The following is a 16,695-nucleotide window of genomic DNA, read 5'->3' as shown; positions in this document are numbered from 1 at the left end:
GTTTCAGCAGACTCATGGGACATCCGTTTCGTGGGGCTGTCCGACGGCACAGGGCCGGCGGCGCAAAGGGCAGTCAGCGGATTGCGAACTCCGCTCCGAGTGGTGCCTTGTACGGGTCCCATCCAGCAGATGGTTGCGGTCAGAGGTCGGAAGGTGGTATTCTTCCGCCCGAATCGTACCCTTTCCGACTGCATGCCCGTTCGACACTCGCGTTCACGGCGTCCCTCCTTCCGTCACCGCGCCATCCCTTACAGCGCCGGCCGGCTCGGTCTGGGAGCGCTGCTGCTGGCGTGTGCTGCCGCGGCCGCGGTACTGGCACCGGTAGGGGCACACGGGCAGACGCAATCACTGTCATTGATGGCGGACGGGCACCGTCTCCGCGCCGAAACCGCCGATCAGCGCGTCTCTGCGTGGTTGGCGGCCCAACCCTTCAGTGTGCCGCGATTCCATGAGACGCCGGATGGAACGCTGCAGCTCGTGGACGTTGTCGGTGGTCGACCCCGGTGGTACCAGACGCACAATCATCGGGCCATGGCCACCATCCGCGTGGATCGCCTCCACACCGCATCCCCGACGGGTTGGAATCTGGATGGGGCCGGAGAAACGATCGGGTTGTGGGATGCGTCGGGTGTGCGCCGGACACACGTCGAATTGGTCGGGCGGGTCGTGCAACGCGATGCGCCGTGGCACTACCTGAATCACGCCACCCACGTGGCGGGCACCATGGTTGCGGCCGGCGTCCGCCCGGAAGCCCGGGGTGCGGCGCCGGCCGCAACCCTGAACGCCTGGGACTGGAACAACGATACCGCCGAAATGGCGGCGTGGGCGGCCGAGGGAGGGCTCGTGTCGAACCACTCCTACGGACAGACCGCCGGTTGGGTGTTCAACGCCCTCGGCGACGGTCGTTGGGTGTGGCAGGGCGATCCTTCCGTGGATGCGTGGGAGGATTACCGCTTCGGATTCTACGATGACCTGGCCGCGGCATGGGATGCTCTCGCGGCAGCGGCTCCTTACTACATGATTTTAAAGTCCGCTGGCAACGAGGCCCTGCAGGCCGGACCGTCGCGGGGCGAGCCGTATCACGTCCTGGAAGATGGTGCGTGGCGGCTCGTGGACACGCCCCGGCTTCCCGACGGGGGAACGGACGGTTACGATACGTTGGTGGACGCATCGGTGGCCAAGAATGTGTTGACGGTCGGCGCCGTGCGGGACATCGCCCATGCCGACCGGTCGCTGGCCGATATCCAGCTGCTGGACGGGTCCAGCCGCGGGCCCACCGATGACGGCCGCATCAAACCCGATGTGGTGGCGAGCGGCGAACTCGTACTGTCCGGCATGACGTGGGGCGACGCGGCCTACGGCACATCGTCGGGGACGTCGCATGCCTCCCCTGCCGTCGCCGGACTGGCCGGCCTGTTGCAATCCCTCCATCGCACGACCTTCGGTGTGCCCATGACGGCCGCCAGCATGAAGGGGCTGCTCATCCATACGACCGACGAGGCCGGTCCGGCACCGGGCCCGGACTACGGGTTCGGCTGGGGACTGGTGAACGCCGAGCGGGCCGCCCACGTGGTTTCCCGGGGACGATTGCACGAAGCCGTCCTGCAGGAAGGCACGGAGGATGCCTGGGAACTGCTCCTGCAGGACGGGGAGCCGCTGCATGTCACCCTGGCGTGGACCGACCCGGTACCTGTTCCGGGCCAGGATCCCTGGGCGAAAGACCACCCGGTTATGAATGACCGGACGCCCCGCCTGGTGAACGATCTGGACCTCCGCGTGACCACGCCTTCCGGCGACGTGCTGTCCCCCTGGGTCCTGGACCCGGACCGGCCTGCGGCGGCTGCCGGATTCGGGGACAACCGGGTGGATGTGGTCGAACAGGTGAGCCGTGTCGGTCTGCCAGCCGGGACCTACCGGGTGTCGGTGCGCCACAAGGGCGGACTCGACAGCGGCGCCCAGGCCTATTCCCTGCTGCTCGGCCTGGGGTCGGGCAACGACGCTCCGGCCGGAGCCACGACCTTGGCCGGACGCGTGCACACGGGGGGCGCCGGGCTGGACGACGTGGTCATACGCCTCGTCTCCACGGCGCCCTCCAGCCCGGCCATGGAGGAGCGGCAGACCCGTACGGGCCGGGATGGGACGTTCCTGCTGGACGGCATACCCTACACGGCCCCCGGTGGGACCTGGACGCTCCATGTGGAAGACGCGGGGACGCTTCTGGCCACAACGGATGTTGTCCTTCCCCGGGGATCCCCCGTGGACGTGGCGGTGCCGGCAGCGTTCCGGCTGGATTCCTATGCCCTGCTCCGCTCACCCAACCTGCTTTCCGTCGGCGAGTCGGCGGCCGGGCAGTGGGAGTCGACGGCCGTTGCCGGCGGCCTGTACGGCGTGTCGTTGACGTTCGAGGAGCAGGTCCCGCGTGGCTTGGCCGCAGCACGGGTGGTCCTCGACACGGATTCAGCCGTCCCATGGATGGGCGATCAGGCGGACGCCTGGTTGTCGGCTTCGGTGGATTGGCTGCTGACCCCGTCATGGGGCACATTCTGGTCCAAGCGGGTCCCGATGATCTGGTTTTCAGGCGATGCGCCACCCGGAACGGAAGCGGTCATTCCCTGGCGCATCCTGCACCCGGAACGGAACCTGGTGCTGGCGGCCGATACGCTCCGGATTCCGATCACCGGTCCCGACAATCAGGCGCCCATCGTACGCACCCACGCCCGGAAAACGGGGCTCGGATACGCCTTACCGGGCGGCCGACTGGACATTGAGACGCTCATCTGGGACGGCTCGCCTGTGGCTTCCGCCACGGGGATCCTGCTGGATGCCCGCAACCCGGCCTCGGAAATCGGCCGGATGACCCTTGCGGACAACGGGGTACTGGGTACGCACGGCGACCTGTCGTACCGGGATGGCGTCTGGACCGGTCGGTTCCGGCCGCCCGGGGAGGCAGACTACCGGTTGCGCGTGGAAGCGGTGGACGCGATCGGAAACCGGACGGTGGTGCTGACGAACGGGGTCTATTCATCGCGCGCGTTCTCGCGGTCGTCGGACGTGGCCGTCTGGACCTCGGCCTGGTTCGCGGTCCCCACGGCCGACCTCTGGAGTGATCTGGGCCACGCGGGCATTGCCTTCGATGGATGGGATACGTTCATGCGGGGCGGACCTCCGAACGGCCGTTTCGACGAGCACGACGTGCTGCTGTGGATGCCTTCCGCGGACGACCTGGCCCGCGCGGACATCCGTGCCGAGGTCGAACGCACGATGGCGGCGGGCGCCCATGTGGTCCTTATCCTGTCGTCGGCGCCGCCCACGGAGGGACAGGACTGGATTCGCGACACGTTCGGCGTGGACGTGGTGCCGCGTTCCGGTTCTGGAGCCAACGAAGTCCCCCCCTTCTCCCGGTTGGTCAGCAGTTTCGAGGGATGGCCGGGGCGGCCGGCGACCCTCCCCGCGCTGGCCCTCGGCCTGCGCCCCGGGTCGCCGGTCGCCCCGGAACCCCTGGTGGATACGGGACCGGACGTGTTTGTCGTGCAGTCCGGTGCCCACGTGGTGGCCACCCTGGTTCCCGCCCCGGATGTGCTGCCCGTTCCCGCGCACCGTTCGGGCTACGTGAGCCGCCTGCTCCATGCGGCCAGTGGTCTCCCGACGGTCGTGCCCGAACCCCGCGCTCCTGCCGGTGTGAGCCTGTCCCTCGAGGACGGAAACGTGGTCGTATCGTGGTCCCCACATCCGTTTGCCACGTACGAGGCCGAGGTGCTTGACGATCATGGCCTGCTCGTCTCATCCGTATCGACACCGGACACGGTATGGACCGTGACGATCGGTCCGAACGATCCCGTTCCTGTCTCGGCCCGGGTCCGAGCGCGCACGCTTGCGGGGTCGGGTCCCTGGGCCGGCTCCGCCGTCACCACAGACACCGGATGGGATGGACTCCCGGAGCGGACCGCCTCGGTCGGGTCTGCGTGGCCCTCGCCCACCACCGGACGCTTCCGGATCCCCGTGACCCTTGCGGCGCCCGGAGCCGTCGGGGTCACGGTGTACCGCGTGGACGGTCGGCGTACGGCCATCCAACCGCCTGTGGTCCATCCCGCCGGGACCTCCCTGCTGGACGTGGACTTGACGGGTCACCCTGCCGGGGTGTACCTGCTCCATATCACGATGCCGACGGGACCGGTCCACCGTTCCATCGTCATCACCCGCTGACCTCAGCGTTGGCCCCGGCGGTGCGCCTCGTACACCGCAAGTGCCCGCTTCCGGGCTTCGTCGTGGTCCACCATGGGATGGATGGGAGCGTGAACGGCCTTTCCGGGCCGTCCCTGCCGCTCCGGTACCCAGCGACGCACGTAGATGCCGTGCGGATCATGCCGTTCCCCCTGCGTGGTCGGGTTGAATATCCGGAAGAACGGCTGCGCATCGGCCCCACTTCCGGCGGCCCACTGCCAACCGAGCGTATTGCTGGCCAGATCGGCATCGATCAACGTATCCCAGAACCAGGCCGCGCCCTCCTGCCAGTTGATGAGCAGGTCCTTCGTCAGGAACGAGGCCACGATCATCCGGACCCGGTTGTGCATCCATCCGGTCTCCCACAGTTGCCGCATGCCGGCGTCCACCATGGCGAAGCCGGTCCGGCCGTGCGCCCACCGGGCCAGACCTTCCGGATCCTCCTTCCACGGGAAGCCGATCCACGACGGGTTGAGCGGCGCTGCCGTCGTCGCGGGAAAGTGGTACAGCAGATGGTATCCGAACTCCCGCCATCCGATTTCCCGGAGGAACGCCTGGATGGATCCTTCGGCTGCGCGTTCCATGGCCCGGGTCCAGATCTGGCGGGGGCTGATGGCACCGACGGCCAGCCACGGTGACATCCGGCTGGTTCCGTCTTCCGAGGGCTGGTCCCGCCCTTCGGCATACTGGTCCACGGGCCCGTCCAGGAATGCACCCAGTCGGGCCTGCGCAGCGGCTTCACCGGGGGTCCAGTGGCGCCGCAATTTATCCACCCAGGGATGGTCCGGGACCAGCTGGAGGGCATGGATGGCCGAGCATACGGCTTCCGCCCTGGCGGGATCGATTTCCGGGCGCTCCGGATGATTCCCGGGTGCGGCCGTCACCCCGGGCGCCGGAACCTGCTCCTGGAACGATCGCCAGAACGGGGTGAACACCCGGTACGGATCCCCTTTCCCGGTCCGGATGGCATCCGGGTCGTGCAACAGGTCGCCCTGGAACACCTGGTGCCGGACGCCCGCACGGTCCAGCAGTCGGGTCATGTCCGAAGCGGTCTTCCGGGCGTGCGGGGTAATCGGCTCATTCCAGAAGACGGCCTGTACCTTCCCGTCCCGCAGCCGCTCCGTCAGGGCCGCCTGCGGGGACCCGTCGGTCACGGTGAACCGGATGCCGAGTCGGGCCAGGCCGGCGGCCACCTCAAGAAGATGTTCGTGCAGCCACCAGCGGGCCGCAGCCCCGGGCATCCAGGCACCATGGACGGCATCGGACCAACTCCACACCACCTCCACATCCAAGGCCATGCGGGACGCATGTGCGAGGGCCGGATGGTCGGCCAGCCGGAGGTCGCGGTGCATCCAGACGAGCGCTTTCATGGGATCTGTACCTGAATCTGGAAAAGTGGGTATGAATCGTTTACTTTGGAAAGAATACGGTGGTCCTCCGTGAAGCCGTTCAGCGAGCGGATGCGGATGAAGCGTCGGGGGATCCGGTTGGATATACACTTCACCCAGACATGGACAAGAATTCGAACGCCTGTCGGTTGGACTGGCTGGACGATGTCGCCGACCTGGTGCACGTCCGGACGTCGGATGGTCGCCTGCTCTATGCCAACCAAGCCGCCCGCGCGTTGTTCGGGTGGCCCGAAGCGGACGGGGTGACGCCCGTCGACCCCGGAGACGCCCACGACTACGAGGATATCGTCCGGCTGTGCCTGGAACAGGGTACCTGGGCGGGGAACCACGTGCGGGAAGACGTACACGGCAACCGGGTATCCCTGGAGGCGCGCTGGAGCCCGATCCCGTCCTGTAGTGGCATGGATGGCCCGGCCTGGTTCGTCTATGAAATCAACGATGCCAGCGGCCGGCTGTTGGACGAGAACATCGTCCGGGCCCAGCGCCTGGAAAGCATCGGCACGCTGGCGGGGGGTGTTGCACACGACATCAACAATGTCCTCGGACCCATCCTGATCGGCGCCGACATGATCCGGCGCCGCGTGGAGGACCCGTGGATCCTGAAGAAGCTGAGTGGCATCGAGGCCAGTGCACAACGGGGGGCCGAGATCGTCAAACAGGTCCTCGACTTCTCGAGAGGTACGGAGGGGGAGAAAATCGTGGTCCAACCGCGGTACATCCTGAAGGAACTGGTGCAATTCGCGGAACACACGTTCAGCAAGTCCATCCGCATTGTGACGGATTTTTCGCCCGAACTGGACACGGTGGTGGGCGACGCTTCCCTCCTGCGCCAGATGCTGCTGAGTCTCATGGTGAATGCCCGCGATGCCATGCCTGACGGCGGCACACTGACGCTCGCGGCCGACAACCGGTCGCTGGAGGAGGCCGCAGCCGGACGGCAGCCGGTCCAGGGCCATGCCGGGTCGTGGGTCCGGATCCGGATCCGGGACACGGGCGTCGGCATTGCCGCCGAAGACATCGACCGGATTTTCGAGCCGTTTTTCACGACAAAGGTCCGATCCCAGGGGACCGGACTCGGGCTGTCCACGTCACTGTCCATTGTCCGCTCCCACGGTGGGGACATCACCGTGGAAAGTGCGCCGGGGACGGGTTCGGAGTTTTCCGTCTGGTTGCCGGTCCTGCACGCAGTTGAGGACACGACGGCGGTGGCGCCGCCCCCGGCTGTTGCCGCCGAGTCCGCTGAGGGCGACGCTCTCCGGGTCCTGATCGTGGACGATGAGCCGATGATGCTGGAAATGAATGCGGACCTGCTTGAGAGCATGGGGTACCGGACCGCCACGGCAGAGAACGGACGGGCCGGACTCGACGCTTTCGCGGCCGACCCATCGGCCTTCGCCGTCGTCGTGACCGACATCAGCATGCCGGTCATGAATGGAGGAGAAATGATCCGGAACATCCGGAACATCCGACCGGATATTCCCATCATTGCCGTCAGCGGGTTGTCGGAAAAGCATCATCTCAGTGAAGGCATCGGCCTGGACGGCATCCAGGTACTGCAGAAACCCTACGGGATTGACCAGCTGGTCACCCTCATCCAGGAAGCGACATCCACGATGCAGCCAGCAGACGATACGCTGACCGACTCGGGGTTCGAACGGTTGTTCGGACATGGCGATTCCTGGTAACATCGAACCAGGACACACCATAGGTGGTCGGTACCGGGTAGGAGCAGTTCTGGGCCGGGGCGGATTCGGAGTCGTGCACAGGGCCACGTCCATCCCCGAAGGACACGAGCTCGCGCTGAAAACCTGGACACACGACGGTGCCGATCTGCGGACCATCCGTCGTTTCCAGCAGGAGGCCGAAGTCTGGATTGCCCTCGGCTCCCATCCCCACATCGTACAGGCCTACCGGGTGGACCTCATGGAGGGGCGCCTGTTCATCGCCATGGAATACGTGACCGCCAGCGGACCGCATCCCAATACCGTGGAAGGATGGCTGGCCAGGGGTGCCGTGGACGAGCGGACGGCCGCCGAATGGGCCATCCAGGTGTGCCATGCCATGGAATATGCGGCGCAACGAGGCATCCGGAGCCATCGCGATCTGAAACCGGCCAACCTCATGGTGGATGCCTCCGGATCCATCAAGATCACGGATTTCGGGTTGGCAACACACCCCTTCCTGACGGAGGGGACCCCCGAACTTCCGGAAAGCGGGTCGGTAGCCCACCTGTTCCGTGGACAGACGGTGCGCGGAATCGGATTCGGAACGCCAGCCTACATGCCCCCTGAACAGTTCGGGGACGCCGCTGCGAGTGACGCACGGACGGATATCTACGCACTGGGAATCATCCTGTACGAGCTGTTGACGGGAAAGAAAGCCGTCCATGTGGCCCCGCCCGGGAATCCCTCCATGGAGAACCGACTCCGCTGGTGGCGCGCCATGGAGCAGGCCCACCGCACAACGGAATTGCCCGAGGTACCGTTCAGCCTGTCACCCGTCATTTCCCGGTGCCTCCGGAAACAACCGACCGACCGCTATCCGGATTTCAAGGTCCTTCGCGAGGCCTTGGAGCAATTGGGCCATCGGCAATGGAGACGCAGGCCCTACCGTCCGGACATCCCGGTTGAGCCGGTGGAGGTCCTGCTGGTACGTGCAGACTCCCTCCGGCGTCTGGAACGCTGGACGGGGGCTGCCTCCATTTATCGGGATGTTGTCCGACGGGATGCGGCGCGGTCCGAAGCCTGGAGCCACCTGGGCGAATGCCTGGCCCATCTTGGAAACCACAAGGGGGCGGAAATGGCGCATTTGAAGGCGGCTGCAGGTGCCCCGGACCGGGCCGACATCCTGGCCCGATGGGGGCACGCCCGTTTCCTGGCCGACCGTGTGGACCAGGCGGCCGATCTTTTCCGGCAGGCATTGGACCGGGATCCAGCGTCTGCGCATGCCCATTTCGGGCAGGCGCTGGTGCACGGATGGAACGGAGAGGTCCACTCGGCCGTGGCCTCCGCGCGCCGGGCCGTTGAATACGATGCGTCGCTGCTCCAGGCGTGGCTGTTGCTGGGGCGCCTCGCGGCGGGTATCGGGTCCTGGACCGAGGCACTCGATGCGACGAACCAGGTCCTGGAACGCGTGCCACAGCACAGGCAGGCCACGGCCCATCGGGCATGCTGGCTGGTCTGTGCCGGAGCGTTTGACGAAGCCGACCATCAGTTCCGTCTGCTGCGGGGGCACGGCCCCCTGAAGCCCCTGGAGCGGATTTTCCGTGCCGTCATGCGCACACAGACCGACCGAGTCCACCCGGCCATCCGGGACCTGGCCCTGGCCCAGGGAGCCGCACCACAAGCGGCGCACGCGGTCCGGGCCACGGCATGGGTCCGCTTGGGCCGATGGTCGCACGTAACGGCCGAGTTGGACGCTGCCGGCGATGACGGGGCCTGGCCCGTTCCTGCCACCCATCGCGCCATCCTCCATCATGTGGAAGGCCGGCATGCCGAGGCCGCTGCCAGGGCGACCATCATCCTGTCGCGTCACCCGGACAATATCGCGGCGGCATTCCTGCTGGGCGCCGCACGGCTGCATCTCGGCCAGGACCTCGACGGTCTGGGAGTACTGCGGGAAGTGCGCCCCGAAAAGCCCTGGCAGGACATCCGGGATTTCAACGTTGGGGTAGCGCTCCTTGCCGCCAGCCAGGCGGAGGAAGCACGCGCGCTGTTCATGGCGCTGACCGAACGCCACGCGTGGCCCGATGCCATCCATAATGCCGGGGCAGCCGCCCTCATGCTGGGCGACCTGCCTGCTGCCCGCAACTGGCTGCTCAGCGCCCATACGACCCGGATGCGACCCCTTCCGAATCCGTCGCCGTGGCATGTCGTGTTCCGGGATCGGGTCTGGCCCGTGCAACCGGAACGTCTGGCCCATGTATTGAGCAATGGATTCGAGCCTCGGTTCAGGATTCCGTGGGTCCGGCCCATGGTGTTGCTCTGGCCCGCCTGGATTCCGCCATCAATGTTGCATGCCCATGAATGATCTCTCCGATTCGGCCAGATTGGCCTGGAATACGGCAGCCCGGGAAGCCGCGGATGGTCACTCGCGTGAAATCGAGCCCGCCCACCTGTGCCTGGGCGTGCTGGACGTGGTGACAACGGCCGCAGCAGGTCAGGTGCAACTGGATGGCGTGGAAGTGGCATCGCTCGCGCGGGTGTTCCATGCATCCGGGGTCTCCCCGAGTGCCCTGCGCAAAGGCCTGCGTGCGGTGCACGTGCCTTCGCCAGGCCTTCCCGACGGCACTGTGGTGCACCGGAGCCGGGCGTCCCGGGGCGTTTTCCACGAGGCCGCGAGGTTGGCCGGAGGACAGCCGGTGGCCGCCATGCATGTGTTGACCGCGTGTCTCGTGCCCGGGGAGCCGGGTGTCCTGGAGGGGATCCTGGCTGCCGGTGGGCGGGTCGCCCGCATGCGACGCCACCTCGTGCTGCCGGAATACCGCCCAGACGCGCCGTCCCCTCCCACCGAAACAACGTCCGCGCCCGCCAAAGCAGTCGGGGAATCCGGACCGTACCTGGAATTCGGACGGGATCTGACGGAATTGGCCCGGAAGGGGGCGCTCCGACCGGTCATCGGCCGGCGCGAGGAAATCCTGAAGACCATCCAGGCACTGGCCCGCCAGCGCAAGAACAATCCCGTCCTGACCGGGGACCCCGGCGTGGGGAAAACGGCCATCGTGGAGGCGCTCGCACAACGCGCCGTCGCCGGCAAGGACCCGCAGGTACTTGGGGGATGCCGGATCGTGGAATTGAGCATGCCCTCCCTCCTGGCCGGAGCCGGAGTGCGCGGTCAATTGGAAGAGCGCCTGCAACACATAGTGGCCCAGGCTGAAGCGGACCCGACGCTCATCCTGTTCCTGGACGAAATACACACCGTGATGAGCGTTCCGGGCATGGCAGACATCCTGAAGCCGGCACTCGCCCGTGGCACCATGCGCCTAGTTGGAGCCACCACGACCGCCGAGTACCGCCGGCACATCGAGAAAGACCCGGCACTCGACCGGCGCTTCGAGCGGATCCTGGTGCCCGAACCCGACCGGGACGCTACGCTGGCCATGTTGAAGGGCCTGCGCGAGGACCTGGAGGCCCATTACGGATTGCACTTTCCGGATGCCAGCCTGACCGCGGCCGTCGACCTGTCCATGCAGTTCGACACCGATCACCGGCTTCCCGACAAAGCCATCGACCTGCTTGACCGCGCCGGTGCCGCCGCCACGGTCGCGGCACTCAGCATGGATCTCCATGCCCCGGACGGGAGCGCAAGGGTGCCGCAGGACGTTACCGTGTCCGCCGTGGCCGACGTCCTCGCCAGCAAGCTGGGTCTGCCTCCCGATCGGGTGTCCGGCTCCGTCCGGAAGGAAAACGCAACGCATCTCCTCGAATTGGCGGATCGACTCAAACAGCATGTCCGCGGCCAGGATGCGGCCATCGACCAGATCGCTGAACGCGTGCTGGTGGCCCATGCGCCCGTCACCGCGCGCCGGGGTCCGTTGGGCGTCCTGCTGTTCCTCGGGCCGTCGGGTGTCGGCAAGACGGAAGTCGCCCGTCGCCTTGCCCAGTCCGTGTTCGGCAGCGACCGGAATCTCATCCGACTCGACATGTCCGAATTCCAGGCGGAGCACACCGTGGCCCGCCTCATCGGGTCGCCGCCCGGCTATGTCGGTTCCGAGGCGGAGGGCCAGTTGACCGGGGAAATCCGCAGCAAGCCCTGGTCCGTGGTCCTGATGGATGAAGTGGAGAAGGCCCACGATCGGGTCTATGACCTGTTCCTGCAACTGTTCGATGAGGGGCGACTGACGGACGCCAAGGGCCGGACGTGCGACGCCCGCAACAACCTGTTCATCCTGACGACCAACATCCGGACGAAGGACGGGCTGGCCGATTTCTTCCGGCCGGAACTGTTGAACCGGATCGGAGAAATTGTCACATTCAGCCCACTGTCCCGATCCGCGGTACAGCAGATCGTCCTGGATCGCCTGGAAGACATCCGGACCCACGTACGGCAAGAGTGGAACACCGGACTCACGTTCACGGGCAAGGCGGTCACTGAATTGGCGACAGAGGGCTACAGTGAACAGTATGGTGCCCGGGAATTGGACCGGACCGTGGAACGCAGGGTCCGCATGCCCCTTAGCCGCCTGCACCTGTCTGGCCGTCTCCAGGAATCCCCGGATTGGGTCATGGACGCCGGCCTTGAATTCCAACCGGTGGACTGATTCCATGGCACGCATTCTGGTCATAGACGACGATGTCCTCTACCGGGAGATGATCCAGGAAGCCCTCGTGGAGGAGGGATATGAGACCATTCCTGCGGAAAACGGCCGCGTCGGCCTGGACCGGGCGCGCGCCTATGTGCCGGATGTGATCGTGTGCGACGTCGTCATGGAAGGCATGGATGGATACGAACTGCTGACCGCCATCCGGAACGATCCGACCACGGCGTCCATTCCGTTCATCATGATCACGGGATGGTCCTCCAAGGGGCGCCAACGGCAAGGCATGTCGCTGGGCGCCGATGACTTCCTGGCCAAACCGTTCAACGCAACGGAGTTGTGCGATGCGGTCCGAACGCAGCTGGCCAAGAAAGAACGGATTTCGGCGGACCGGACCCTCGCCAGGGGACACGTGGGCCGGTTTGCGGCGTCCATGCTCGCCGCTGAAATCCACGACCCGGTTCAGTCCATCCTCGGATTCACGCAGATCCTGAACCGGGCAGGTACGACCACCGACGTGACCGATATCCGGCACATGGCCCGCCATATGGAGCGTTCGGCGCTGCGCATCCGGAAATCCGTAGACAACGTGCTGTTGTACGCGGAATTGATGGCCATGGACGGTGACACCCATGCACTGACCCATCTGCGGGCCCAGACCACACCGAACGTGGGGCGTCTCGTGGAAGCCCGGACCCGGGCCATGGCAGCGGCTTTCGGACGCGAATCGGATCTGACCGTATCCGTGTCGAGCGGAAACGCAGCAATTGGACGTACTTATATGGTACGTGTGATTGACGAACTTACGAGCAATGCATTCATGTTTTCCGAGGCGGGGACACCCGTAACCATCACGGCGGCGTTCAGCAAGGACCGGTTCGGTCTGTCCGTGACGGACCGTGGACGGGGCATGTCCGCGGACCAACTGGGCGCCCTGAATGCCTTCATGCAGTTCGACCGGATGGAGTCCGGGCAACCGGGGCTGGGACTGGGCTTGGCCATCGTGCGCCGCATTGCCTCCCTCCATGGTGGTGCGCTGCTCATCCGCTCCCAGTTGGGCGACAAGACCCGGGCCTCCGTCGAATTGCCCCGTCGGTCCCATGCGTAATCTTCTTCGTACATACGCCGCAGCCTGCCGGACGGTCGCTGTCCTGCTGGCGCTCGCCTGGGCCGGTTCCGTGGAAGTACGGGCCCAGTTCCTGTCACCGGGCGACCTGGCCATCGTAGGCATGAACATGACCGACCCGAACGAATTCTCGTTCGTCGCGCTGGTCGACATACCGGCCGGCACCGAAATCAGGTTCACGGACAACGGCTGGACATCCGGTGGCACGTTCCGGGAAGAAGAGGATGTCATGATCTACACTGCGCCCGTGGACCTGAACCGCGGCACGGTCGTGGTCATCAACGGCACCGTGGGGCAAGTACCCGGGCTCGCATCGTCCGGCGACCAGCTCTTTGCGTATCAGGTCGCGGCCGACGGCTCCCCCCGCTTCATCTTCGGCATCAACAACACCCCGGGGGACGGGTGGCAGGAAGATGCCGTGACGGATCACGATACGACGCTTCCCACCCAGCTCATCAATGGATTCACGGCCGTATCCCTGCCCTGGTGCCGAAACGTCGTTTACACGGGCGTGGCCATCGGGCGGCAGGCCGAGCTGCTCATCTGGATTGCCAATCCCGCGGGTTGGATATGTCAGAACGCCCATCATCTGAATCTGGCCCTGCCTCCCTTCACGGTGACGGGCATCCTGAACAACATCCCCACGTTTTCCCGCGCCTTGCCCGATACGACGCTGCCGGTGGGTGCGTTGCTGGATTTCCGGTACGAGGCCTCGGACCCGGACGGGCAGACGGTCCTGTTCACGGCTTCGCAATTACCATCGGGAGCCGTTATTGCCCCTACCAATGGCGTGCTCCGCTGGGTTCCGGGACCGAGCCAGGTCGGCTCCCACATCATCCGTGTGGGTGCCTCGGATGGTATTTCGACCACCTACGTTTCGGCCACAGTCACCGTAACCACCAATACCGGTGTGGAGGATGGGGCGCAGCCAGGAGTGGATGGTCATCCCTTGCTCGACGTGTGGCCCAACCCGGCTTCGTCGCGGTTGGACATCGCGCTGCGGTCCACGGGCAACGGTATTCCGGACCGGGACCGCGTACTCCGGATTCATGACAGCCTGGGACGATTGCGCGTTCGCATGCCCCTGGACCAGGCCCGGACGAGCCTGGACGTGGGTTCGTGGCCTGCGGGCGTTTATCTGCTGTCGACGAGCGGCCAGGAATCGGGAGCGCCTCCGATCACCGCCCGCGTCCTGATCATGCCGTAGCGGGAATCTCGATCCGCATGTCCATTCCGGCTCCGTCCCGATGGTTCATTCCGAGGGTGCCGTCCATGAGCGCGACCATCCGACGGACCAGGAACAGCCCCAGCCCGAGGCCCTGCCGCTCGGACGTCCGACGGTCAATCTGGACAAACGGCGTGGGTATGGCCAGCGCCGCGGGATCGAACCCCGGCCCCTCGTCACGAACGGAGAGGACGGCCCGATCGTTCTGGATGGCCGCCTCCACCTCCACGATCCCGTCGGAATACTGGATGGCATTCCGGAGGAGCTCTATCAACAGACGCTGCAGATAGGCCGGATTGACATCGGTACGGAACCCGGACAGGTGGATCCTGACCCGGTCCGTCGCCTCGAGGTCTGCGGCAGTTTCGGTCGTCCACGCCTCCAACGAGGCGGCCTGGTCCACGGCCTCCGGTACACGGATGGGCAAATCCGCCATTCCGTGTTCATCGCGCATGGACAACGTGGTCACGTCCCGGAAGGCCTGGGTCAACCGGTTCAGGCGTTCGGCCGCCTGCTGGATGATGTCCACGAACTCCCCCGCCTCCGAGGGCTCCACCTCTTTCAGCAACAACGCCGCCACCATCAATTGGCTGAGCGGCGTGCTGATTTCGTGCGGGAAAATGAGTTGCAGGCTTTCCGACAGGTGCGATACCCGTCGGCGCTCGGTCTCCAGTGTCAGATCCCGACGCTTCAGTCGGCTCCCGACGGCCGTCAGGAGGTCGTTGATCTTGAAGGGTTTCGTCAGGTAGTCGTCCGCGCCCAGCATCATGCCACGTCGGATGGTCTCCGGCTCACGGTGGGCCGAAATGAACAGGAACGGGATCTCGGCCAGGCCCGGCAGGTCATTCAGTCGGCTCCGGAGCGCAAGCCCGTCCAGGCCCGGCATGGAAATATCCGAGATGATGAGATCCGGAACGAGCTTTGAAATGGCACTCATGCCCGCCAGGCCATCGGCAGCGACCTCCACGATGTGCCCCTCCTCCCGCAGCACTTCAGCAGCGAGTTCGCGGAGTTCCTCGTTGTCGTCAATGATTACGATCGTCGGCATGGTATCTTGGCAGGATGCGCTGGCATGATACTTCAAAACGTTCAATAGTCGCCATGAACAGAACCACGCCGTCTCCGGTCCCGCACACCCGCGCCACCCCATTCCTGGTCGTCCTGTGCATTCCCGTCCTGCTGATGGTCGGCCTGTCCGCGTGCACGCCCGCTCCTGACACCGCCCGGCTGGAACGTGATCTCCAGGACCTGGCGGAGGCTTTCAACGGAGACGTCGGCATCCACGTGCGTCACCTGGAATCCGGCTACGAGTGGGGCATAAGGGCCGACACCCTCTTCCCGACCGCCAGCCTAGTCAAGGTGCCCATCATGCTCGGCATTTTCGACCGGATGGAGAAGGGCGAACTGGACTACACCCAGGAAATGGTCTATCGGGATTCCCTGTTCTATTCCGACGAGGACCTGACCGGGGAATTGCGCGACAGTGCCACGACCACGCTGGACCAGCTGGTCATGCTCATGATTTCGCTCAGCGACAATACGGCCTCGTTGTGGCTGCAGGAAACGGCCGGCACCGGGACCGCCATCAACGCGTGGCTGGCCGAGAACGGCTACGCGCATACGCGGGTGAACTCGCGCACCGAAGGCCGCCGGGGCGACTGGGAGCGCTATGGGTGGGGACAGACCACACCCCGCGAAATGTCCGACATCCTGGTGTCCATCCGGGAAGGACGGGCCGTCAGTCCGTCCGCCAGCGAAGAAATGTACCGGGTCCTGACCCGCACCTACTGGAACGACGAGGCGCTGTCCGTCCTGCCGCCCACAGTCCAGGTGGCCTCGAAACAGGGCGCGGTCAGCGCCAGCAAATCCGAGGTGCTGCTGGTGAACGCGCCCCACGGGGATTTCGTGCTGACCATCATGACCAAGAACCAGGAGGATCGCCGCTGGGAAGCCGACAATGCCGGGTATGTCCTCATCCGGGATGTCACCCGCGCCGTCTGGAACACGTTCGAGCCGGCCTACTGAGGCTATCGCCTGAACCGGATGTCCCGGCCCGGGCGCTCAATCCGGTTCTTCTCGTGCCTGGGCAACAGGACTTCGCTTCCCGTATGATCGCGCGTAATGATGTACGCGGAGGTGATCAGGCTGCGGACCTGGGCATGCGATACGCCCGTCATCCGGGCAATCGTGATGGTCCGAAACCCTTTGCGCGCCATGGACATGATGCGTTGCCGCATGCGGCGTTTCTCCTCCTCGCGGGACTCCCGCTCTGCTTCGCGGGATGCGATACCGGCCCGCGTCAGGTGTCCGTGCACGGTTTCGTTCGATACGCCAAACGCCTCGGCGATATCCGGTACGCGGAGGCCTTCCTCCCAGGCGGCAACTATCTGGATTGGATCAACAGGCATGGGATGCGTTCAGCTGAAACGGATATGCCGAGTGGAATACCCAAGCCCAT

General features: G+C 65.6%; 10 protein-coding genes. 7 read left to right on the top strand and 3 right to left on the bottom strand.

From position 1 onward, the window contains the following. The first annotated feature begins 192 nt into the window (after positions 1 to 192). Positions 193 to 4,203 (top strand): S8 family peptidase, encoded by a 4,011-nt coding sequence (locus tag RIE53_10770; GenBank protein MEQ9105168.1) that lies wholly within the window; start codon positions 193 to 195, stop codon positions 4,201 to 4,203. A 2-nt stretch (positions 4,204 to 4,205) separates the two neighbouring features. Here RIE53_10770 and RIE53_10765 read toward each other — a convergent pair whose 3' ends face one another. Continuing rightward, positions 4,206 to 5,591 carry a deoxyribodipyrimidine photo-lyase gene (locus tag RIE53_10765; GenBank protein ID MEQ9105167.1) on the bottom strand — a complete coding sequence of 462 codons (1,386 nt, stop codon included), beginning with the start codon at positions 5,589 to 5,591 and terminating at the stop codon, positions 4,206 to 4,208. A gap of 140 nt (positions 5,592 to 5,731) precedes the next feature. On the opposite strand from RIE53_10765, the gene RIE53_10760 reads away from it, so the two are divergent. The 5 genes from RIE53_10760 to RIE53_10740 are packed head-to-tail and all read left to right on the top strand — an operon-like array spanning position 5,732 to position 14,219. Next, positions 5,732 to 7,315: a response regulator gene (locus tag RIE53_10760; protein MEQ9105166.1), complete on the top strand. Its 1,584-nt coding sequence runs from the start codon at positions 5,732 to 5,734 to the stop codon at positions 7,313 to 7,315. After that, positions 7,299 to 9,659, top strand: coding sequence for a protein kinase (locus tag RIE53_10755; GenBank protein ID MEQ9105165.1), 2,361 nt, complete (start codon positions 7,299 to 7,301; stop codon positions 9,657 to 9,659). The genes RIE53_10760 and RIE53_10755 overlap by 17 nt, the downstream gene beginning before the upstream one ends. Continuing rightward, on the top strand, positions 9,652 to 11,889 hold the full coding sequence (locus RIE53_10750; GenBank protein MEQ9105164.1) for an ATP-dependent Clp protease ATP-binding subunit: 2,238 nt from the start codon (positions 9,652 to 9,654) through the stop codon (positions 11,887 to 11,889). Before RIE53_10755 ends, RIE53_10750 begins: the two co-directional genes overlap by 8 nt. Positions 11,890 to 11,893: 4 nt before the next feature. Then, positions 11,894 to 12,994 carry a hybrid sensor histidine kinase/response regulator gene (locus RIE53_10745; protein ID MEQ9105163.1) on the top strand — a complete coding sequence of 367 codons (1,101 nt, stop codon included), beginning with the start codon at positions 11,894 to 11,896 and terminating at the stop codon, positions 12,992 to 12,994. After that, a complete protein-coding gene (locus RIE53_10740; protein MEQ9105162.1) occupies positions 12,987 to 14,219 on the top strand; it encodes a T9SS type A sorting domain-containing protein in 1,233 nt (410 codons plus the stop codon). The genes RIE53_10745 and RIE53_10740 overlap by 8 nt, the downstream gene beginning before the upstream one ends. Here the strand turns inward: RIE53_10740 and RIE53_10735 are convergent. Next, the gene (locus RIE53_10735; GenBank protein MEQ9105161.1) at positions 14,209 to 15,285 is read right to left on the bottom strand and encodes a response regulator; all 1,077 of its coding nucleotides are present in this window, start codon (positions 15,283 to 15,285) and stop codon (positions 14,209 to 14,211) included. The genes RIE53_10740 and RIE53_10735 overlap by 11 nt on opposite strands. A gap of 53 nt (positions 15,286 to 15,338) precedes the next feature. Here RIE53_10735 and RIE53_10730 point away from each other — a divergent pair, with 53 nt between their 5' ends. Next, a complete protein-coding gene (locus RIE53_10730) occupies positions 15,339 to 16,262 on the top strand; it encodes a serine hydrolase (GenBank protein ID MEQ9105160.1) in 924 nt (307 codons plus the stop codon). 2 nt (positions 16,263 to 16,264) lie between these two features. Here the strand turns inward: RIE53_10730 and RIE53_10725 are convergent, their stop codons facing one another. After that, positions 16,265 to 16,645, bottom strand: coding sequence for a helix-turn-helix domain-containing protein (locus RIE53_10725; protein MEQ9105159.1), 381 nt, complete (start codon positions 16,643 to 16,645; stop codon positions 16,265 to 16,267). Between the last annotated feature and the right edge of the window lie 50 nt (positions 16,646 to 16,695).

It is taken from the genome of Rhodothermales bacterium, assembly GCA_040221055.1.
GTDB lineage: Bacteria > Bacteroidota > Rhodothermia > Rhodothermales > UBA10348 > 1-14-0-65-60-17.
The sequence above is the reverse complement of the archived record's forward strand: the minus strand, read 5'-3'. Positions and strand labels throughout refer to the sequence as shown.

Bases quoted from the DNA above. Each gene is read 5' to 3' on its own strand.
- RIE53_10770 (MEQ9105168.1), top strand. From the start codon at position 193: ATGCCCGTTCGACACTCGCGTTCACGGCGTCCCTCCTTCCGTCACCGC.
- RIE53_10765 (MEQ9105167.1), bottom strand. From the start codon at position 5,591: ATGAAAGCGCTCGTCTGGATGCACCGCGACCTCCGGCTGGCCGACCAT.
- RIE53_10760 (MEQ9105166.1), top strand. From the start codon at position 5,732: ATGGACAAGAATTCGAACGCCTGTCGGTTGGACTGGCTGGACGATGTC.
- RIE53_10755 (MEQ9105165.1), top strand. From the start codon at position 7,299: ATGGCGATTCCTGGTAACATCGAACCAGGACACACCATAGGTGGTCGG.
- RIE53_10750 (MEQ9105164.1), top strand. From the start codon at position 9,652: ATGAATGATCTCTCCGATTCGGCCAGATTGGCCTGGAATACGGCAGCC.
- RIE53_10745 (MEQ9105163.1), top strand. From the start codon at position 11,894: ATGGCACGCATTCTGGTCATAGACGACGATGTCCTCTACCGGGAGATG.
- RIE53_10740 (MEQ9105162.1), top strand. From the start codon at position 12,987: ATGCGTAATCTTCTTCGTACATACGCCGCAGCCTGCCGGACGGTCGCT.
- RIE53_10735 (MEQ9105161.1), bottom strand. From the start codon at position 15,285: ATGCCGACGATCGTAATCATTGACGACAACGAGGAACTCCGCGAACTC.
- RIE53_10730 (MEQ9105160.1), top strand. From the start codon at position 15,339: ATGAACAGAACCACGCCGTCTCCGGTCCCGCACACCCGCGCCACCCCA.
- RIE53_10725 (MEQ9105159.1), bottom strand. From the start codon at position 16,645: ATGCCTGTTGATCCAATCCAGATAGTTGCCGCCTGGGAGGAAGGCCTC.